The organism is Achromobacter sp. ISS7 (assembly GCF_056523125.1).
In genome coordinates, this window is sequence record NZ_JAWRZD010000002.1 from 250153 (window position 1) to 269385 (window position 19233).

Genomic DNA, 19233 nt, shown 5'->3' on the forward strand with positions numbered 1-19233 from the left:
CAGAATACTTCCTATTCAAGCTCGGCTCTTTGCATCAGGCCGGCTAAGTCCGGATACATGAATCCGTTCACGTCCTTGAAGCGTGCCAACTCCGGGAGGCGCTCGCGCGTCACTCGAAGTTTCAACGCCCCCCCGCCATACCTCTCGACGTGAAATCCCGCCTCATAAGCGCGTAATGCCATGGTGAACATCATCGATCGGTCCAGGGCGCGCAGCCAGGTCGCCCACACCGTTGACTCCTCGAGTCTGGTGCGTCGATTCCAGGTGCCGCTGGCCAAGGCTAGCCAGTGGTTGTAGGCGACCAGGCCGGCGGAATAGGAAAGGCAGGCCTCCGGGTGCGCTGTGAATAGGCCAGGTAGCCTGGCGCCGGCGCTGAGCGACGTGTAGCCGCTCTGGTCCAGCCAAATGCTGTTGATCGTGACCTTGGCATACTTGGATAACCACGCCAGTTCTGGTTGCGCCATCCAGAGGCGCATGGTGTTGCGCTTCTTACCTGCTTGGCCATAGGCGGCCAGGGCGGCGATATCGCTTGTCGCGTTGTCCCATTCCACCGTCGCTTTCACCAGTGTGGGATGCTCGATGCAATACTGCAGGGTGTTCTCGCCCATGGACACACCTTCAACCCGAACCCAGCCTCGGCCAACGGGCAGAGGACACTCCATCAGCTGCTGCACGTAGTTCAGACGATTGAATCGCAGCGTGACGAACACCGAGTCGGGCTCGAAGGTGGGCGAAGGCCAGTCGGGGGCGGACGCTTCCTGATATGCCTGCGTCAGTGCGCGCACGAGATCTTCTCGGAAGCGCGGATCCGGCACCGGAGCATGCGGCAGCATCTTCGCAATGTCTCGCATCAGGAAGGCCTCCTGCACGCGCAATGGCCCCAGCTCTGCCACATCCCAGCCGTAAGCCCGCGCTGCGATCGTCATGGTGCGCGTCATCAGGGTAGCGAGCCGCATTGCGTCATCGGGAGCCATCTGCCCGTCTCGGGTCGACGGAATGCCGAGGTCGTGCGCGATCTCGGCCAGCAATACCCGAAAGTAGTACCCGCTGCGTAGCGTCGGGTGGTTCTTGACCTTCTCCTCGAAGACCGGCAGGTTACTCACCCACAACGCATCATTTCGAAGATCATTGGTCGAGCGCACGCGCTGGGGAGCCACTTCCGGCAGGTACGCGGTGCCGTTACTCACTTCATCAGGATGATCAAACAGCACAACCCCGCAAGGCAGCGGTGCCAAACGGATTTGGGCAAACGGGGGCGCAGGACGAGCTCCGGCCGCGGGCATGGCTGATACGTCAGTCATAGGCTTCCTCCGGGTCGACCAGCGCTTCTGCGCCCACGGTCTCCTGAACCGGCGCCGCGCCCGGGCGTGCTACCGCGGCCATCTGTCGTTGTAGCAACCGCGACCAGTTTGCCGGCTCAGCAAATGCGGGTTGCTCCGACCTCCAAATGCGGCCCCATTCTTCTAGCGTGCTGGGCGAGAAGAGCATTCTCACCTGGCCAAGCACCGCCTCACGACGGTCGTATTCGTCCTGGGTCAGGTAGGACAAAGCCGAGGCCAGGTCCGCAGGAACCAGCCGTTTGATATCGAGCTCTGTAGCGCGGGCGGGCCCGTACATGGCATGAGCCAGTTCGCCCAGATTCTCCTGCGACGCGAGGAGCGCGAATATCTTGCGTGCCATGGCTGCTTCGCCAGGATCTGTCAGAGCGATCGCAATTGCACGCTGCAGGTGGTTGAGGTCTTGGGCCGTCACGCCGCCTTCAGCCGGCACCCGGATAAGGGCCGTCACCTTGCCGTGATGCCCCTCCTCCAGTCCGGTGGCCAGGCCATTGCGGCTCACCTCACCCACGTGCTGGTAGGGATGGCACAGCTTGCAACCTCCAGCCAGATTCGCTGGAGAATTGTTCAGGTGGTTTCCGTCCAGGTGAGTGACCTCGTTGGTCTTCGCGCTTCGAAATCCACAGTAGACGCATCGATGCTGCGAGCGCTCTAGCGCGGCGCCTCGCTGAGACTTGAACGCAGCCTCGGCGTCTGCGACTGCTTGATCCGTAGGGCGGGCGACACGGCGCTTGATGCCCATCACCAGTTTGCGAAGCCCCTGCTTCACGCTTGCCGCGGCCACTGCATTCATGATCTTCCTTCGCAAAAATGGCGCAGCGCTCCAAGAGACATCTGCGCCACTAACTATTCGGATGGGGAGAGCTGCCAACACCCTGGCCCTCCCCGTGAGCGATACATCTGCTCGGCAGGTTTAGTTCCCCGCCAGGCGGCCCCCTCTGACAGTGTCCGCCTGGCGCCCTGGTTGGCTCAGGGCTGTTGCATTTTGGGGTCGATCCTCATCGCGGGATCAGAACGACGCGGCTTCGCCCACCGTGCCGTCGCCGGCGGTTTCAGCCAGGGTGGTCACCACGAACCAGAGGATGCACAGGAGCGCACCGCCGCCCATGCTCAGGAAGATGTGGGCGACCTTGACGTTCTCGCGGTCGTTGGACTTGTCCCAGATCAGCTTGCAGCCATAGAAGATGGCGCACACGCCGACAGCGGCCGCGATGGTCATGATCAGGTTCACGCCGTCGCGCACGGTGTCACCCCACTTGTCGAACAGGCTCGACAGGCCGGCCGCATGCACCTCAGCGACGGGCATCAGCGTAAGTGCGATGCCGATCATGAGCATCAGCACGCCGGGGTTGCGCAGCGCCGCCTGGCGCAGACTGACGCCCATCGACTGCGAGCGGGAGAAAAGGGCAATGCCCATGTTTTGGTACAGACCGGTCACGACGGACGTGACGCCAAACAGGTTTTTCATAAAATGCTCCGATCAGAGATTCACAGTTGAACTACACCAAACAGCGGATTCATACGTGCAAAATCTATCTTTAATTCGACGTAAGAACCCGTAAAAAGCCGGTCAGGTTGACCGCCAGAGCGCCAAAGAAAATGTGCCAAAAGCCTTTCCAGCCATTGTCTTGAGCGCTACCTCTTCCGCTGGCCAGGGCGTTCCACTGCACCAGCCCGCGGAAAATTGCGATAAAGCCGATCGCGTAGACCCACAGCACTGCCGCATTCACGGCCTGCTGTAGCAGAACGTTGTCCTTCACCGGACTTGGCATGTAGGACATTGCTGCGTTTGGGTCTTCGCGGCCGGCGCCGAACATGCTCACGATGAACTGATCCACCATGAACGAGAGCTGCACCATGATGGCGCCGATCAGAAGGTTGATCGCGACCGGGCCGGCTGTTGGCTGCCCGTGTCGTTGCCCCTTCGAATGGGCGACCATCTTCGAGAAGCCGGAGTAGATAAAGGCGGAGCCCATCAATACAGCCGCACCACTGGTGAGAAACCCCACCAGCGATGTCACCGTCTCCTTTGAGCCTTCGAGAATCGCTGGCCATTCCATATCTACCCCTGCATCAGCGAATTACTTGGCCGCCCGGATCACGCCGCGCGTGGTGTGTACGGTCGTGCCTTCGATCTTGGTCACCCGCGCGCCATTGAGCGATGCGCCAACCTGCAGCTCAACCAGGCGCTCGCCGTTCGTCACCCAGGCCTTCTGCGGCTGCATGCCGGGCTGGGTTGTCGACGGATAGGTGGCCACTACGGAGAAACCGCTCACGCCCACATCAGCCGGCTTGGCTGCGGCATCCGCTCGAGCGGGAGCCGGACGAGGCGTGGGAGCTGCTGGTTTTTGCGCGGTCGGCTTCGCTTCCGACGTCGACTTGGCGGGTGGAGGAGCGGCCTTCTTCACCGGCGGTTTGGCGGCTTGTTTCGGCGGTTGCTTGGCCGCCTCGAGTTTTTCGAGTCGGTCAGTCAAGCCCGAAACCGCAACTTCCAGGGCGGCGATGCGCTTTCCGTGGTCATCCAGCTCAGCCTGCTGCTGACCGGCCTTTTCACTGGTCATGACCAGTGCCTTGGCGAGCACCTCGGACTTCGCATTCAGCTTGACCAGGTCCTCGTTCACGGAAGCGGCAGCGGTGTCGATCGGTCGATCCTGAGGCGCCGGGTATTGCGAGGATTGCGCCGGCTGGACGCCGGAAACAGGCACTGGCACGTCGGCCGGGGCTGCAGAGGTACTCAGCGCCCCCTGCGGTTGAGGCGGACTGGGCTGCACGTCACCGACAGCGGGAACTGTCGGCCGCGTCTCCTCAATGGCTGAGGGCGGCGCCAGCGGGACAGGCTGTGTGGGGGCTGTCACTGGGACTGAGGGCTGCACTTTGGGCGTCGGGATGGCAGCAGGCGCAGGAACATCGGCGGGGAGAACCATTGCCGAACCGCCAGGGGTCTTGGGGCTCATCTTGTAGACGATGGCACCGCCCATGCCGCCGAACACGAGCAAACCGACGCCGCCCAGCAGCAGGATGGTCTTCAGCTTCGATTTCTTGGGCTTTTCATCCTGAGCCGGGTATTCGTCGCCTGCGCCCACATCCGAAGCTCCGGCCGGGTAATCCGTTTCCGGCACGTAGTCGCTGCCATCGCCACGGGACGGGTACGCTTCACTATCGGGATCGGCCGCTGGGGCAGCCTGGGCATTTTGCGTGCCCATATTCATCCAGTCGTCTTCGCCGCTGACCCGCGGCGAAGACGCATCCTCTGCAACGAGCATTGTTGCCAGGGGTTGGTCAGAATTGCTGCCCGGGTGGACCAGCGCCGATTGGTCGACGCCGTCACCGGCAAGCCAGTCATCATTTTGGTTGTTCGTGCCGCTCATGGGAGTTCCTATCGTTTTGGGCGTGCCGTCACTTGACGTAAACAGGGGCGTTGAACATGATCCCGAGCGCAAGATCTCGCTCGAGCGTCACGCGATTGGGTTTGGCGGCTGCACGATCGATTGCGCGCTCACCAATCTGCACACCTTTGTCGATGGCGCCGCCAATACCTTGGTTCTTGGCGTCTTCGCGGCTCGCTCGCTCCTGATCGACAATGACCGCAGCGTCCCCCACTCCAGTTGCGACCGAGGTAGAAGGCGTACCAACTGCAGTGAAGTACGTGCTGGCACCAGACAGGCCGGCCATCAGTACAGGCATTACGAACCGGTCGAAGATCCGGCGATCGACGTCGCCATTCATCGCGTCCGTGGCGGTCTGTTCGTTCAGCGCGATGGCGTCGATTTCGTAGTACTGGCCCTTAAAGCGCATGGAAGTGAATCGCATGCCCACGTCTTCCACGTCGCCGGACGCCTTCATCGGGACGACCTGGCCGCGAAGCTCGGCGCCCTCCAGCGCACCACCTTCAATGCGCACCAACACCAACTGGGATTTGTAGGTGTCGATCGGCGTGCGCAGCGTGGCAGGCAGGATCTCGTCGGCGCCGACGAGCTCGTCTTGATCAACTGCGCGCTCGGCCCCAGTTGCCCGCACGCCAGATGAAGATGAAGCGCCAGCCGCCTTTCCAGATCCGACATCCTCTTTCGCAGGATCCATCAGCTTGACCGTCTGGACCGTGGCCGGCGCCATGCCATTGACCATTGCCGTCAGCTGCGTCAACAGACCCTTCTCAAGTTCCCCGAGCTCTGAGCCTTGTCGGGTGACGCGCTGCTGGTTCTGCTGGTATTGCGCGTACGAGCCTTGTGTAGGCGCACTCGGCGGCGGTATGTTGTCCGCAGGTTGTGCCACAGGCGACGGCTGGCCCAGGACTGCGTCAGGAACGTAGGAACGTCCAGCACGACGAGCTGCTTCGGCCTCGGATTCTTGAACGCGCGCCAGGCGTTCCTTGGCAGCGGGGCTGATGTCCGTGACCGCCCCCTCACCAGGTGGAATCACGCGACCGAGTGTCGACGGCGGGGGCGCGGAGCCCTCTTTCGAGCTGTTCAGCCACATCAGGCCCCCGACCACGATCACGCTCCCGAGGAGAAGCCCGCCGACGATCTTGATGGTCCTGATTAGCCCTTTATCCAGTGGCTTTTTCTCGCTCATATCTGTTTTGTCACCATGACACTGATAATTGAAAAGCAGTTTATCGGCCGAGCGCGAAAGCTCAAGGCAAAACCAGCTCGTTTTGGAAGGTACGCTTACTGGGAGCGATCGGCCTTGAGCCCGTTCGCGCCGCCTCGCCCCGCCTTCATCGGAAGCAAGCCTTCGACCGTGAACGATTGAACCTCACCGTTTACCGACACACGAACCACCGGGCTGCCAGGCAATGCGTACACGATGGTGCCGTCGAGCGCCGGCTGCATGTTGTACCAACCTGGGGACACTACGTGGGCCGATGTGCGCAGCACCAACTGGCCATTTGCGGCCTGCCACGCGCGTGTATTGGACTGCTCAACGCCTGCGCCAGTGACTTTGAGTCTGGTGGCGCCTTTGGGTGTCGCCCCATAGAGGAAATCCATGAGGTTTCCGCCCGCCACGTCGGGCCGCGGCGACAGGCCACCTGGCACAGGGGCAGCGTCCGGAGAGAGTCCAGGGATGTGCAGGTCCGCACGGTAGTCGGTTTCGTCTTGGCCAGGCGTCACGATGAAGTTCACTGGCGCCGTCAGTCCTTTAAGCATCACCCCGACCGAACCGCTCAAGTGAGGCGAGTTGGACGCAACCGAAAGAACGTGTGGAGCCATTTGCGTGACGGTAAATGCCTCGGCGTAGAAGTTATTGGCGAAGGTGATGGGCCAGGGATTGCCCGCTGCGTCCACGAAATTGACGGTAGCTCCCAACCCTCGAGAGACTCGAACAACCGGCGGCGTGGCGCCAGGGCTGAGGTCGACGTTGTATTGCACCGCACGTCCGACAATGCCAGGTCGCGCTGGCGTGAGAGCGGCACCCTGCCGGGTGTAAAGCTCTTCGAGGATCTTGCGCAGCTGTTCCGCATTAGCAGGTGCCAATCGCTTGACCGCCTCCTCTGCCAAGTCGATTTTCGGGCTGGGGAGTGAGTCCGCCGATGTCGAATTGTTCCCCCGGGGAGCACCACTTTGTTGCGGAACACTGGTGCGCTGCGCGCCGGCCGGAACGCTCTGACGCTGTTGCGGCCCAGGTGCTTGCGTGCCCTGCCCCGCTTTCGCGGGGGCGGGAACATTGCTCCTGTGCTCGATGTTCCCTTCGTGTGTGTCTCGAGCCGGTTGTTGCTTGCCGGCTGCGGCAGCGTCATTTAGCAGCGGGTTTGAATCCGCACCGCGGTCAGCCACTTCAGCGACCTCAACGCTGCCGCCCATTGCCTCGAGATAGGACTGAGTCTGGGCAACGGGATCGTTCTGGGCATGTGCTGGTGCAGCAGCCACGGTCGACAGGCCGGCCACCAGGACAGCGAGGATGCGCAATCGAGTGCCGACCCGAAAGGCGAGATCACGCGACGCAAGAGGATGGGGTTGAGTCAAGTTGCGAGCTCCGGCGTTGATGAATGCGGGCCCGACAAGATGCCGCCCGATCCGAACAACGTGTAGGCACAGGGTGTGCATTAACGTTGTTTGAGTCTAGCGACGAAGATGAAAAGCTCAAGGCAAAACCGAACAGTTTTGGCAACGAGACAGCGCTTACAGTGATCGTTGGCGGAGCACGCGCCACACGGTACGAACACGCAAAAAAAACAGGAGGCGCAATAGCCTCCCGAACGATACTTCAAGCCTGAGTGCTCATCCTACCGATCGGTTCAATGAGCGCGTTGCAAGCCCTCCAACGCACTGGCCTCGATCCCATAATTCAGGCGGCCCAGGTCTTCCGCGTACTTCTGAGGGTTATGGAGCCGATGGCTGGTGGCGATCCAGCTCAGCAATTGCCCAAGCATGAACGCGTCCGGCACTGACTGCGCGGCCTCTGCCAGGCGAGCGACCTCTTCCCGGCTCTGACCCAGCGGCAGGTCAAAGTCCTCGTGCGCATCATCGAATTCGACACTTGCCACATGACCACGCTCCATGACGCGGTCGTAGTAGTTTTGAAGCACGACACTCTTGAGCCCCGGGTGCATCACGACGGGGTGTGCCGGCGTCAATACGGGGCTGCGGAACGCCAGCAGATCGGCCAGCTTGCCGTACGCCAGACCGAACAGCAATTGGTTCGGAGCGGTATCCGCAAGCGTGAGCAGTTCCATCTCCGTCTGCACGTTGCGCATCGACAGGCCGCCCGCAAGGTTGAGCCATTTCGATGCTTCCTGGTTTCGCCAGTGTGCGTCGTAAACCCCCAGCGCTCGGATAACGCCGGGGAGGCCCAAAGCTCGGAGTTCAGACAACACACGCGCCGAACCAGCTTCCGTCGTTGCTGCGGAGGGCTGATCGACATATTCAGCACGGCAGTCCGCAGTCGACTGGGAAAAAGAGGCAAGGTTGTCCATACGCGTATGTTCCATAAGTGGTTCAGTGATCAATCAAAAAACGACCAACATCGGCACCAAGATAGGGGCCGGCCTAGCATTACGTCACGCTTTTGCCGTTCAGCAATTCGTATAACTTCGATCAGCTCTACTGCTTGATGTAGGGAGCCAACTGAATAGCGTTGATGGAAATACCTCGAAGGTTCTCCTCCAGCGGCACGCGCACCACGGTTATCGTGGCACGACGCTGTTGTGCCGGGTAGCGCTCACGGGTGCCCTGGTAATAGAGGGTAATGACCGCAGAGACTTCCCAGGTTGCGCGCCCCTGAATGAGCAACGGGCCTCGCTGCAGCGTGGGTGGCTCGGTGGTCACCGTGAGGACAACTCGCTTGTTGCGGATGTCCAGCAGCGTCGAATCGATCGCCTTGGTGAACTCTTTGCCCCCTGCGGAGGTATAGCAAGCCAAAGCCGAATTCATCGTGCGGCGATAGTTCTCGAAATCATGAGAGAAGCTGTCGCGAAGACACTCATCCACAAATCCAAGCACGCGCGGCTCAGTCACGAACGCCTGCTGTAGCGGGACCGGCTTGATAATTGCGCCCGTTTCCGTGGTGGCAATTACCTCAACCTTTCCTGCCAGAACGTACCAAACCAGCACGGCATCAGATATCGCCATCACCAGCACGACCGCCAGCAACAGCAAATTGGTCCTGATACCACGGGCTACGCCGACGTTTTCTGTCGATTCCGACCGTTTGGTCGGCGCTCGTGATTGAGTTGACCTAATATTACCGTCTGTAATAGGTTTTGCATTAGGTAATTGGCCTTTTTTTTGCCCGTTATTCTGTGATGCGTGGCGGGGAGGCTGCACGGGCGGTCGCGCTTGGGGGGCGGTCGAGCGACTCGAGGTCGTCATCGCGTAGATTCCTTCGAATTCGGTTTATTAGGTGAAGACCCGTGCCTAAAAAGCTTGGGAACGTTCGGAATCGGGCACGTATACGAGTCAGTGGGAAACAGTTTTCCACTGAGTGAAAGACCGTAAATCGGCGTGCAGCGCGAGACGATCAAGCAAACGAGGATCAGTTTGATGACGACACCGACGACGCATGCCCACTTGAGGAACGACTCAGCCTTGCCGAGCCAGTGCATCGACAATTTGTTTGCCAGATCGCGACGAAAGCTCTCATCCGGTTGGTAGCTCATGGACGAACCTTCGTAAGGGTGCGGCGAAGAGAATCCTGCGTAATGGGTTCTCCCCCCTCCGCTGGAGAAGGTTGTTCCGCAGCCTCTGCTGGGCCCGATAATTGCAATCGCGCAGCGGCCGGCGCAGCGATGCGGGGGGTGCCCAGGCCTTGGAGCGCCGGTGGCATATGCCCTTGCACTTGCGTCTTGGCACGCGCTGCGACCAGTACCGTTTCGAACCGACGCATATATCGGTCGAATTCGATCGGTGCAGCCTGAAGATCCGGCATTTCTGCACAAACCTTCGTCCAACCACCCATTTGGTGAATGGCCTCGATCAGGACAGGGTCGTCCAGTTTTGGGGCAACATACGGGCTGCCACTGACCACGGCCTGGTGAATGTCCTGGAACCCCCGAACGGGTTCAAGGCGAGCTCGAATGGCGCCGTATTTCGGCATGAAGTTCGCGTCGGATGTCCCGCTTTCCATATGCGCTTTCAGCGCGCGCACGATTTGGGGATCTTCATAGACGCTGAATACCTGGGCCTCCCAAAGCACTGTCTCAAACTCGGACATGAGATGCTTGTAGTGGGTGGCCATATGCGCCAGAAATTCTCTGGCGGTTGTTGGCATCCCGGACATTGTCACATTCGCCTCGCGTTCAAAATGCGGCATCAGCCACCTCGCTGACGTTCACGCAGGGTGGCCATCGCCGCCTGCGCATGAGCCATCCGCTCAACATTAGTATCCAGAACGTCTCGCTGATTGCTGGCGAGTTGAGCCGATGATCCACGTGCAGGCCGGCCGAAAGAGAAGGACCCGGCTGGACCAGGTGTGGGGGTCCGAGTCGACGGCACCGACGGGTTTGCGCCCCCGACCACGGACGCAGGGAGTGTGGGCGCCTCGGGCACCAAGTGGTTGTATCGAATCTGGTTGGTGAGCCATCGACGGAACTCGCTCACCCATGACGCTGAGGTCGTTTGTTGGCTTCGCTGTCGATCGACGAAGTTCTGCCAGATCTCAGCGTGGCTATTTGCTGCAAAGCCCCTGTCTTGAAGGATTTGCACAAGCTCAGGGGTGAGGGGCGCGTTTTCTGGAAGTCGACGCTTGACCTTGGTGTCGGCCAGCGGCCCAATGGCTTTATCGCGAGTGGCAGGTCCAACTAGTGCTGCTAGTTCCTGGCCTTGGGCCGGAAGCAACTCGCTATTGAACAAATCAGGCGCCGAAATAGCGACGACCGTGCTGTCTTGCAATTGTCGAAGCGCGTCGCTATAGCCAGCATCGAGCCGCTCCGCCAACGCAACCATCGGTTCAAAGGCGAGGGCTTCTTTTGTCTCTTTCCATCCTGCGGTGAGGATGGCGTAGTTGTCTCGCGTGACGTCGAGGGGCAACTGAGCTGCAGTCGCGAGCGCTTCAATTGATTTGGGCAGCTGGCCGGCGGGTACGGAATGAAAGGCCGCACACAACAGATTTATGCACGCGCGTACGATGCGAGCATCCCCAGCTTGGAAGGCTGGCAACCGAATTAGCCAGGTCGGCTGCAACGGCACATACATCAGCATCGAAAGATCGGGGCCCGATTTGCGCGTGGTCATACAGCCAATTGTTACCGTATCAAAGTCAGGTCTGGACGTGCAAAACCTAGGTTTAACAGCCTAGATCAAGGACACCCAATACTAAAAAAGGTAATCCAATCGGCTTTGAAGCAAGCGATAACCCATTGATTTAAAACGAATTGAATGGGACAACCGCCTGTCATGCCCTCTTGAATTTGCGTTGTTGAATCATTATAGTCTATTTCATACACTTAGAATCAACAATTGAATTTGTATCACGGGAACCCAAGAATGAATCGTAGCCTGCCCATGAAGCCGACGGTGATGGTTGTCGGCAACCTCGAGAAGACTTCCGGTGATGAGACCCCTCACATCCGCGATATGCGCTTTCATTTCGACGGAGCGCCCCCGGCGCCCCGCGAAGCCGTGGTGATTCAGGCCGAATGGGATGACGAAAAATGGATTTGGGTCGTAACGCAATGGCGTCGCATGGAGTCGTCGCTTGAGCCCGAGCCGCAGGCGGCTGTAGTTGAGGAGCTGGCAGAAGCTCAACCGACGTCAGAACAGACCTCGACTGACAGCGATCGCTGCGAACCGGGGGCAGCCAGCGCTGCTGTCCTCGACGCGACCCGCACTCCTGAAGCGACGACTGCTGCGCCCAAGGCGTCGGCACAGCGCCAAGGCTTTGCTTTCGGCTCGAAGACCCCTTCCGCACCGACGAAGGGCCCCGCCACGGCTCCGAACCCGGCCGCAGCACCCACGGAGCAATCCACGGCTACCCAAACGCCGGATTCCGCTGCTGTGGCTGAAGCTCGTGAGCACGCAGAGCCGCGATCCGGCTTTGCTTTCGGCCAGAAGCCCAGCCAACCGGCACCTTCCACCGCACCTCGCCGGATGTATACGCCCCCGCGCCCCCCTGCTCGTCCTGGGTCGTCACAACAAGGCACTTCCGGTACGGCAAGCACCGTCAAGACGACGGCCAAGCCGGCGCCTTCAACAGTTCCTGCGAGCCAACGCCCCCAACCCCTGAGTGCCGCTCCCACGCAAGCGCGTGCTGCCGTCCCCGTTCGCCCGCCCCAGCAGGCGGGGGCGGCGCAACGCCGCGGCGGGTTTGGCATGGGTCCCTCCGAAGCCCACGCGGCAGCGGATATGCCCGCGCCCTTCCCCGCCGCTTCAGCGGAGACTCGAGGCACGCTGAATTCGCCCAATAGCGACGATCATCTGCGCCAATGGGGCATGGATCCGTCACAAGACTACGAGGCGCTGGATATTCCGTTCTAGAACCAATATTGCACGTACAAACTCGTGAATTAAAACGGATTTTCCGCTCATGACATTTTCGTTTGCCGATGCTGGCGCGCAAGCGGCCAATGCAGGTACTACCTCGCGTCCAGCCCCCGCCCTTGCGCCAAAAGTGTCAACGTCCTACGTTGCTGCCGCCACCCAGGCATCCACTGTGCTGCCGGCGGACGCGATGGTCGACCCCCTCTCATCCCCTGATGCAGAGTTTGAAGTCTGCAGCTGGCTTCTCCGCCTGAGCTCGGAAGATCTTGACCAAGGTCTTCGAGTGCTCGAGCGCCTGGCCGACACAGATGTTTCGCTCTCGCTACACAAATGTATTGTTGAGGCCGCGCGTCACTTCATCACCCGCAACCAGGTGTGCGGCGCCTCGGCGGTTCTTGACTATGCCGTCACCAAGGGGCTGGACGTTGGGGGCGCTGATTACCTGGCTCAGGCAGTGTCGGATCCCATCTGCTTGGCGGCGGACCTGGATCGCATTCACCAAGACGTTGAAATCATTCTGGACTATGCAGCGCGCCGCCGCACGCGGTCGATGCTGCAGGATCGGCTGAACGATCTATCGACCAAACCTATGCGAGAGGTGGTGGGCGCACTCGCGGACGACGTCGTGGCGCTTCAGGCGGATTCGAATGTCGCCTCCAATGAGCCGAAGCATATTTCGGAGGTCATGGCAGAGGTGCTCGAGGATGCCTTCGGAGAGAGCGTCGAATCGGCCCCCATCTCTACGGGCTTTCCTGATCTCGACCTGCGGCTCAACGGTGGATTTCGTGACCAGGAACTGATCCTCGTCGGCGGCCGTCCGGGGATGGGCAAAACCGCTTTTAAGTTGGGCTTGGCGCGCAACATGTCACTCGACACGTCGCACCGGCGCAATGTCTTGATTTTCTCCCTGGAGATGACAAGCAAATCTCTGGGCTCTCGCATCCTGTCTGCCGAGTCGGCGGTGCCTGCCAAAATCCTTCGCTCCGGGATGGCCGGTTCGGACGATGCCTATCTAAGCGCCCTGCACCAGGTGCTGCCCCGTTTCGCGGGGCTGGACGGCTCTGAGGACTGCTCGAACTCCCGGTTGTGGATCGATGACACTCCGGGCCTTTCCTTGCAGGAAATCAGATCCCGCTCGCGCGCTTTCGCCAGAAAATTCGGTCGTCCAGTGATCTTTGTGGACTACCTGCAAATCGTCAGCCAGACAGACCTGCTGGCCGGCAACGGCGCGCGTGAAAAGCGCAGCGAAGCGGTTGGCATGGTCTCTCAGGGTTTGAAGGCTCTTGCCCGTGAACTGAACACGCCTGTGATCGCACTCTCCCAGCTCAATCGAAGCCTCGAGCAGCGCGCGAACAAGCACCCCATGATCAGCGACCTGCGGGAATCGGGCAGCCTGGAGCAAGACGCCGACATCATCCTCTTCCTCTATCGCGACGTGATCTACAACCCGGACACGCCGGACCCCGATGAGGCACTGGTGCTCGTGGGCAAGCAACGCGAGGGGGAGCTTGGACCTGTTCCCCTCACCTTTAATAGTGCAGTCGTGCGATTCGAACACCGCGGATTCTCTTCGCGAGGCGCCAACTACTGACCTTCCCTCAACCCCGCGCTCCCCCCGTGGCGCAGGGCTTTAAGCCGGATCCGACCCTCGGACCGGCTTTTTTTTTGCCTTTTTTAGGAGCGATTCTGAACTTCAGATCAGGGTCATGAACTGCGACAAAGGGAAATATTCGCGTTTAAAGCGCAAAAAGAGTCAAAAGTGACCGTTACATTGTGGACTAATGTTACGTTTGGTACATGCCGACACAATGCGTAGGATTGACTGGCATATTTTAGAATTGATTTTGGATCAATAGTATTGATTTTAAATGTGTGGATCGGCATAATGGTTGCAAGGGTACAGAACGGAGCGGAACTCGTATGCACCCGAAGATTTCATGCAATCAAAGTCGGTCGGCTTCCGCGCCTGGACCGCAAGTACGGAGAGCTTCATGACCGCGCCGCAAGCGACGAACGAGAGCGAGAAGAATGACCCGAAGAGCCTGGCAGAAATGGCTCAAGATCTCCACGACTCGGAGCCTTCGACGCCTGAAGCCATCTATACGTCCGCTCCACAGGAGACGAAGAGCCGCATCGCTCAGCTGCTGGACCAGTACGAAGCCCAGCCCAATCGCCGGCGGGTTGTGACATTGCGCGAGTATCTTCTGCGCATGCAGCAAGTGCCCCGCATGTCGACCCAGCATGAGGCGGAGAATGGTTTCCGATCGCCTGGCGACATGTCTGTGGCCATGGTTCGCCTGCTGACCAGCATGATGAGCTCGCGGTTCCACACTGAGAAAACGCAAAATGATATGGATAAGCCGGTGAGCCCGGTCCGCCAGATGCTTCTCCTGGCGTTCGAGGCAAAGCCGCGGCCTATCAGCTTCGCGATCACGGGATACACTTCGTCCGACTTCATCGCCTATATCTACCAGGATCTCGCTGAGCATGCGATGCGCCTGGCGGGCCGCCACCTGCCCAAGCCCTTCGGCGAGCGCATCGACGACATCAAGGCTTGGATGAGAGAGGGTGCTCCCAAAGTCGGCACGAACTCCGCAAGTCGCCACATTCGGCGCCGCTTGATGGTGCTTCTGAGCCGAACGAATCATCAAGTCGCAAGCTTGCTTGACGATCGCGAAATGCCAAGCGAGCTGGTGTTTCTCATCCACAAGCTGCTTGAGCGAGACGACGACGTCGGCTTTACCCAGGGCGCCTTGCGACCGTTCAAGGACGTTCGCGAGGATTTCAACCGCTTGGCGGAATTCGTTGTGCGCATCAATGCTGAATACGCCGATGCGCTGCCCGACAGCACTGAACCCGACGAACCTCCGAATCCACGGGACCAGGTGGAGAAAAAGCGCGATTTGCTGAAGCGCGTGATTTGCCCCGCCAAGGTGCCAGGTTGGGACTTTTTCAACTGGTCGGTTGACCTGCCTCGTGGCCGTATGCCTGGCGTGCCGAATCGAGAGAAGCCGGTCGTCCAGCAATTCGATGAAGCTGGACGGCCAGTGAAGCCGCCAAAGCGTCAATACCGTCGCAAAGCGCAACCGGCTGGAGCCGGCGCCCAGGTGTCCACTCAACAACAAGAAACTCCGAACGACGCATTGAGGGAACTCGACGATCTCCTCAGCTAGCGGGGTCAAAAAAAACCGGCATAACGTAGCCTAGGCGCAGGGGCGCCTGGGGATACATCAGAGTACTGAGATCCAAATCATGAACCAGATAGACACCCTTGTATCCGAGCTGAGTGATATGGCCGCGCCGGCCACGCCGGCCAAAAAGAAGGAGCAGGTGCGCAAATACAAGAAGCGGGGGGCTTTCACTCTTACTGCCGTGTTGGTGGCCCAGGCCAATCGCCCGAATCCGGACGAGCCTCTGAGCTTGCTGCAGAGCTGGCTGCCCTTGTCTGAGCGAGCCTTCGATCGGTCTGGTCCTGCCGGCTATCGGCATCCTGGCGTTATTCCTGCCCTCGGAGACAGCCGCTCCTTCCTGCGTCTGGGACCGGCTATCGACGCCTACGCGGCCGAGCGCAACTGGGTGGTTCAGCCTGTTCAGTACTTCTACCATCCTGAAGCTATGGAGCCGCTGCTGAATGAAGGCGCGGCAGGGTACCTGGGGAAAGTGTCCGTAATCAATCGGAAGATTCCGCTCGATGAGCGCGTGTTCATCGACGTGAACACCGAAACGAGCCTGGATGGCGCGGATGAGCTTCGCGACCTCTGTGTTGCTGTTCTCAAGAAAGCCAAGCTGGACATTCCCCAGTACGTGAACACTAGCCACGAACGGGTGGCGCTGTCGATGCTGTTGAAGGACTATCCCTTCCTGGTTCACCACATTTTCAAGAAGCTTCCGAAACTGCACATCCTCCGGCACAAGGGCCGTGTGAACGGTCGTGAAGACGTCGTGAACCACATCTTGTACCGCAAGAAAGATGTTTCGGAATTGAACGCGAAGTCGTTGATGCGTCCGCAAATGCTCAACTTCGTTAAGTAGAGACGACCGTGTTTGGACGAGAGTAAGGGAGCTAGCGGCTCCCTTTTTCGTCTTACTGAATGCACTTGACCTGCTGAGCGGCCACGGGTTCTAGCCCACAATCCTGACCCGCATCGCCGCCGGGGCCATGGCACCGCCAGGCGAAATTATGTCCTTGCCAAGCCCAGTTGAACGGATACTGACCCGTTGTTTCAACGTAGTAGGCTGCGGGCGCATATCCAGCCGGGCAGGTCGAACCCGTGACAGTCAACGCTCCGCCCACCGAACGCCAGATACCTGACTGGCACGAAAGCGTTCGCCCGGTGGACGAGTTCGCGATATCGCCCTGGTTGTAGCCTGCGCAGCTCGCGTTCTCGCCGGCGATGAGCGTGGGATACAAGACGCTGCCCGTCACGCGGCCAGTCGCGGTGATCGCGCCGCCGGCCGTCACCGAACCAGAAGCGTTAACATTGCCACCGATCGTAGCGTTCGTGCCCACGCTCAATCCTGTCGTGGCCACGAGCTGACCGCCTCGCACCGTACCGTTGGGGGCGCTGATGTCGCCTGTTGCCGCGGTGACGCTCTGGTCAGCCTGCAGCGTTTGGCCCTTCACCGTTCCCCCGCTGGTCACGATATTGCCCGTCGCAGCGATCGAGTTCGTCTGAAGCTCGTTGACGGCGGTGATGTTGTGGTTGTTCATGCCCAGATTGGTGTTCATCTGGTTGAGCTCAGGATGGCCGGCCACAGCATTTCGGTACAGATAGTCTGTGGTGACCGCCCCGAGCTCGTTCAGGAACAGCGCAGACACCACCTTGCCGGATCCGCCCGGGTTGGCGCCATAGTCTGCCAGGTTGAGCTCGAAGCTATCGAACGTTGTTCTAACTTGAGTCGCGCTACCGCCGCGTAGCGTGAAGCCGCCGGCCGCGCCGATGCTCTGAGCAATCATGAGCGCCTGGTCTGGCGGAATCTCCTCCCCTCCCCGCGTATACACGATGCCCTCGAGGTTCGCTTTGGTCGGATCAGGTTTACGCGCCGCCAGCACGAATTCCTGCCCGTAGGGATTCTTGTTGTAGAAGCTCGGGCTCAGGTAGTCCGGCTGCAGATCCTCAATCGGAATCTCCACCCGGCCGGTAGCGGACGCTTGCGCCAGCACAGTGCCGTACTCGTCCTCCAAGTACTTGCTGAATGCCTTGGAAACGGCATTCATCTGCTCGGCTGTTGTGCGGACGGTCTGATTCTTCAGATAGTCCATATAGAACTGCGCGCCTGCGGCCATGGCACCGATCGCGATGATCAGTACAAAGGCAGATTCGAGAAGCCCCCAGGCGTGTCGAACGCGAGATATCACCCCTGCTCGTTGCCGAACGGATGAGCTCCTCATAGATTTGCGCCTCGCGGCGAAGGTGAGTACCTGAGTCGAATGGAGCATCATTTCACCGTGTTCCGTTGTAGAAAAGTTGGGACATCAGCCTGTCATGTTGAACGAGGGCCGGCATTCAAAGACTCGTGTGATCTGACGCGGGAAAGCTGACGCGCCGGCCTGAGCCTCCTCGGCTAAATCTTGTCTGATGTCCACCAGGACGGGCCCGGTCCCGTTATGACATGAGCACGAGCCAGTCAGCGGGTTAGGCACAACGCATTGGTTGTATACGCCTCGAGTGGGATTCTGCGCCGGCAGCGAAGGCAGGGGCGGTGTTGTTCCCCAGGACACGACAGGCACCAACTCACGAGACCACCAAACGTATCGCTCGTAGTTGGCCCCCATGGCAGACAACCAGGTGCCAGATTGGCATGTCACGAGTCGGCCTGCTGTAGTGCTGGCGATGTCGCCCTGGTTGTAGCCCGCGCAACTCCCGTTCTCACCTGCAATCAAAGACGCGTGCAGCACCAACCCTGACGATCGTCCTGCGGCACGTACCTCTGCTCCTGAGGTCACATCTCCCCCGGCATCGAGGGTTGCACCGATAACGGCGGTGGCGCCAACAGTAAGCGACGACGCGGCCTCGAGCCGAGCGCCACGGATGGCACCTAAGGGGGCATCGATATCACCCAACGCTGCCAAAATGCCGATGTCAGCCATTAGCATCTGGCCTTTCACCGTCCCGCCACTTGAGACGATGTCGCCCGAGGCTGTCACGGTCTTCGCCTGCAGTGCTCCGGCGTTGTCGATGTTGTTCTCATTCATTCCGAGATGAGTGTTCATCCGATTGAGTTCCGGATGGCCAGGAACAACGTTGCGATACAGGTAGTCCGTTGAGGTCGCTCCGAGCTGATTCAGAAAGAGCGCGGAAACGATCTTGCCCGTGCCCCCAGGATCTGCGCCGAAATCAGCCAAATTAAGCGTAAAGCTGTCGAAAGTGGTGCGAACCTTCATGGGATCGCCGCCGCGAAGCGTGAAACCGCCTGCGGCGCCAATGCTTTGCGCGATCATCAGAGCTTGGTCCGGCGCAATCTCGTCGCCGCCTCGCGTGTACACGATGCCCTCGATGTTCGCCTTTGCAGGGTCAGGCTTTCTCACGGCCAGAACGTACTCCTGGCCGTACGGATTCCGGTTATAGAAACTCGGGCTCAGATACTCTGGCTGCAGCTCTTCAAGCGGAACCTCATAAACGCCCGTGGCGCCGGCGTTAGCGACGACGGAGCCAAACTCATCTTCCAGATACTTGGTGAACGCCTTGGACACGAAGCTCATCTGCTCTGCCGCAGTACGAACAGTCTGATTCTTCAAGTAGTCCATGTAAAACTGCGCGCCTGCTGCGAGAGCACCGATCGCAATTATCAGCACGAAACTGGTTTCGAGAAGCCCCCAGGCGTGTCGCAACTGGGTAATTCCCGTTCGTCGAAATACGGGGATCCCCCGTGCGGTCGTGCTGATGCGAAAAGTCATGATTCACCTTTTTTGAATAAGCGAGCAGATGGGGTGTCCAGTCGAGCTCGGAATTCAACGTAATAGTCTCGTCGTGGGCTTTTTG

At 59.7% G+C, this 19233-nt stretch carries 17 protein-coding genes; 4 read left to right on the forward strand and 13 right to left on the reverse strand.

The window, feature by feature from the left end; translation table 11 throughout:
• Window positions 1-11: 11 nt before the first annotated feature.
• The 11 genes from AC1HFW_RS32950 to AC1HFW_RS33000 all read right to left on the reverse strand — a co-directional run bounded on the left by AC1HFW_RS32950 (window position 12) and on the right by AC1HFW_RS33000 (window position 11005).
• Complete coding sequence (locus tag AC1HFW_RS32950) at window positions 12-1301, reverse strand: hypothetical protein (protein ID WP_479286936.1); 1290 nt, start codon at window positions 1299-1301, stop codon at window positions 12-14.
• A complete protein-coding gene (locus AC1HFW_RS32955) occupies window positions 1294-2130 on the reverse strand; it encodes a hypothetical protein (protein WP_479286938.1) in 837 nt (278 codons plus the stop codon). The genes AC1HFW_RS32950 and AC1HFW_RS32955 overlap by 8 nt, the downstream gene beginning before the upstream one ends.
• Window positions 2131-2346: 216 nt before the next feature.
• A complete protein-coding gene (locus AC1HFW_RS32960) occupies window positions 2347-2805 on the reverse strand; it encodes a DUF6750 family protein (RefSeq protein WP_479286940.1) in 459 nt (152 codons plus the stop codon).
• Between the two features lie 70 nt (window positions 2806-2875).
• Complete coding sequence (locus AC1HFW_RS32965) at window positions 2876-3397, reverse strand: hypothetical protein (protein ID WP_156350292.1); 522 nt, start codon at window positions 3395-3397, stop codon at window positions 2876-2878.
• Between the two features lie 21 nt (window positions 3398-3418).
• Window positions 3419-4705, reverse strand: coding sequence for a hypothetical protein (locus AC1HFW_RS32970; protein ID WP_479286942.1), 1287 nt, complete (start codon window positions 4703-4705; stop codon window positions 3419-3421).
• A gap of 28 nt (window positions 4706-4733) precedes the next feature.
• Window positions 4734-5909: a DotG/IcmE/VirB10 family type IV secretion system protein gene (locus AC1HFW_RS32975; RefSeq protein WP_479286943.1), complete on the reverse strand. Its 1176-nt coding sequence runs from the start codon at window positions 5907-5909 to the stop codon at window positions 4734-4736.
• 95 nt (window positions 5910-6004) lie between these two features.
• Entirely contained in the window at window positions 6005-7300 is a 1296-nt protein-coding gene (locus AC1HFW_RS32980; protein ID WP_479286945.1) for a DotH/IcmK family type IV secretion protein, read from the reverse strand.
• Between the two features lie 272 nt (window positions 7301-7572).
• Window positions 7573-8250, reverse strand: a complete 678-nt coding sequence (locus AC1HFW_RS32985; RefSeq protein WP_479286947.1) for a hypothetical protein — start codon at window positions 8248-8250, stop codon at window positions 7573-7575.
• Between the two features lie 127 nt (window positions 8251-8377).
• Complete coding sequence (locus AC1HFW_RS32990) at window positions 8378-8932, reverse strand: DotI/IcmL family type IV secretion protein (protein WP_054432619.1); 555 nt, start codon at window positions 8930-8932, stop codon at window positions 8378-8380.
• 496 nt (window positions 8933-9428) lie between these two features.
• Window positions 9429-10085: a hypothetical protein gene (locus AC1HFW_RS32995; RefSeq protein WP_156350298.1), complete on the reverse strand. Its 657-nt coding sequence runs from the start codon at window positions 10083-10085 to the stop codon at window positions 9429-9431.
• Entirely contained in the window at window positions 10085-11005 is a 921-nt protein-coding gene (locus AC1HFW_RS33000) for a hypothetical protein (protein WP_479286949.1), read from the reverse strand. The genes AC1HFW_RS32995 and AC1HFW_RS33000 overlap by 1 nt, the downstream gene beginning before the upstream one ends.
• A 252-nt stretch (window positions 11006-11257) precedes the next feature.
• Here AC1HFW_RS33000 and AC1HFW_RS33005 point away from each other — a divergent pair, with 252 nt between their 5' ends.
• From AC1HFW_RS33005 to AC1HFW_RS33020, 4 genes are all read left to right on the forward strand, one after another.
• Window positions 11258-12247 (forward strand): hypothetical protein, encoded by a 990-nt coding sequence (locus AC1HFW_RS33005; RefSeq protein ID WP_479286950.1) that lies wholly within the window; start codon window positions 11258-11260, stop codon window positions 12245-12247.
• A gap of 49 nt (window positions 12248-12296) precedes the next feature.
• Window positions 12297-13841: a replicative DNA helicase gene (locus AC1HFW_RS33010; protein WP_479286952.1), complete on the forward strand. Its 1545-nt coding sequence runs from the start codon at window positions 12297-12299 to the stop codon at window positions 13839-13841.
• 400 nt (window positions 13842-14241) lie between these two features.
• Entirely contained in the window at window positions 14242-15423 is a 1182-nt protein-coding gene (locus AC1HFW_RS33015) for a hypothetical protein (protein ID WP_479286954.1), read from the forward strand.
• 79 nt (window positions 15424-15502) lie between these two features.
• Window positions 15503-16282, forward strand: coding sequence for a hypothetical protein (locus tag AC1HFW_RS33020; protein WP_054432622.1), 780 nt, complete (start codon window positions 15503-15505; stop codon window positions 16280-16282).
• A gap of 52 nt (window positions 16283-16334) precedes the next feature.
• Here AC1HFW_RS33020 and pilV (AC1HFW_RS33025) read toward each other — a convergent pair whose 3' ends face one another.
• Both pilV (AC1HFW_RS33025) and pilV (AC1HFW_RS33030) read right to left on the reverse strand, forming a co-directional pair.
• A complete protein-coding gene (gene pilV, locus AC1HFW_RS33025) occupies window positions 16335-17513 on the reverse strand; it encodes a shufflon system plasmid conjugative transfer pilus tip adhesin PilV (RefSeq protein WP_479286956.1) in 1179 nt (392 codons plus the stop codon).
• Window positions 17514-17726: 213 nt separating this feature from the next.
• Entirely contained in the window at window positions 17727-19148 is a 1422-nt protein-coding gene (pilV, locus tag AC1HFW_RS33030; RefSeq protein ID WP_479286958.1) for a shufflon system plasmid conjugative transfer pilus tip adhesin PilV, read from the reverse strand.
• Window positions 19149-19233 lie beyond the last annotated feature (85 nt).

Excerpts from the sequence above, each read along its gene's own strand:
- AC1HFW_RS32950 (WP_479286936.1), bottom strand. The coding sequence starts at position 1,301 with ATGACTGACGTATCAGCCATGCCCGCGGCCGGAGCTCGTCCTGCGCCC.
- AC1HFW_RS32955 (WP_479286938.1), bottom strand. The coding sequence starts at position 2,130 with ATGAATGCAGTGGCCGCGGCAAGCGTGAAGCAGGGGCTTCGCAAACTG.
- AC1HFW_RS32960 (WP_479286940.1), bottom strand. The coding sequence starts at position 2,805 with ATGAAAAACCTGTTTGGCGTCACGTCCGTCGTGACCGGTCTGTACCAA.
- AC1HFW_RS32965 (WP_156350292.1), bottom strand. The coding sequence starts at position 3,397 with ATGGAATGGCCAGCGATTCTCGAAGGCTCAAAGGAGACGGTGACATCG.
- AC1HFW_RS32970 (WP_479286942.1), bottom strand. The coding sequence starts at position 4,705 with ATGAGCGGCACGAACAACCAAAATGATGACTGGCTTGCCGGTGACGGC.
- AC1HFW_RS32975 (WP_479286943.1), bottom strand. The coding sequence starts at position 5,909 with ATGAGCGAGAAAAAGCCACTGGATAAAGGGCTAATCAGGACCATCAAG.
- AC1HFW_RS32985 (WP_479286947.1), bottom strand. The coding sequence starts at position 8,250 with ATGGACAACCTTGCCTCTTTTTCCCAGTCGACTGCGGACTGCCGTGCT.
- AC1HFW_RS32995 (WP_156350298.1), bottom strand. The coding sequence starts at position 10,085 with ATGCCGCATTTTGAACGCGAGGCGAATGTGACAATGTCCGGGATGCCA.
- AC1HFW_RS33000 (WP_479286949.1), bottom strand. The coding sequence starts at position 11,005 with ATGACCACGCGCAAATCGGGCCCCGATCTTTCGATGCTGATGTATGTG.
- AC1HFW_RS33005 (WP_479286950.1), top strand. The coding sequence starts at position 11,258 with ATGAATCGTAGCCTGCCCATGAAGCCGACGGTGATGGTTGTCGGCAAC.
- AC1HFW_RS33010 (WP_479286952.1), top strand. The coding sequence starts at position 12,297 with ATGACATTTTCGTTTGCCGATGCTGGCGCGCAAGCGGCCAATGCAGGT.
- AC1HFW_RS33015 (WP_479286954.1), top strand. The coding sequence starts at position 14,242 with ATGACCGCGCCGCAAGCGACGAACGAGAGCGAGAAGAATGACCCGAAG.
- AC1HFW_RS33020 (WP_054432622.1), top strand. The coding sequence starts at position 15,503 with ATGAACCAGATAGACACCCTTGTATCCGAGCTGAGTGATATGGCCGCG.
- pilV (WP_479286956.1), bottom strand. The coding sequence starts at position 17,513 with ATGGACTATCTGAAGAATCAGACCGTCCGCACAACAGCCGAGCAGATG.
- pilV (WP_479286958.1), bottom strand. The coding sequence starts at position 19,148 with ATGACTTTTCGCATCAGCACGACCGCACGGGGGATCCCCGTATTTCGA.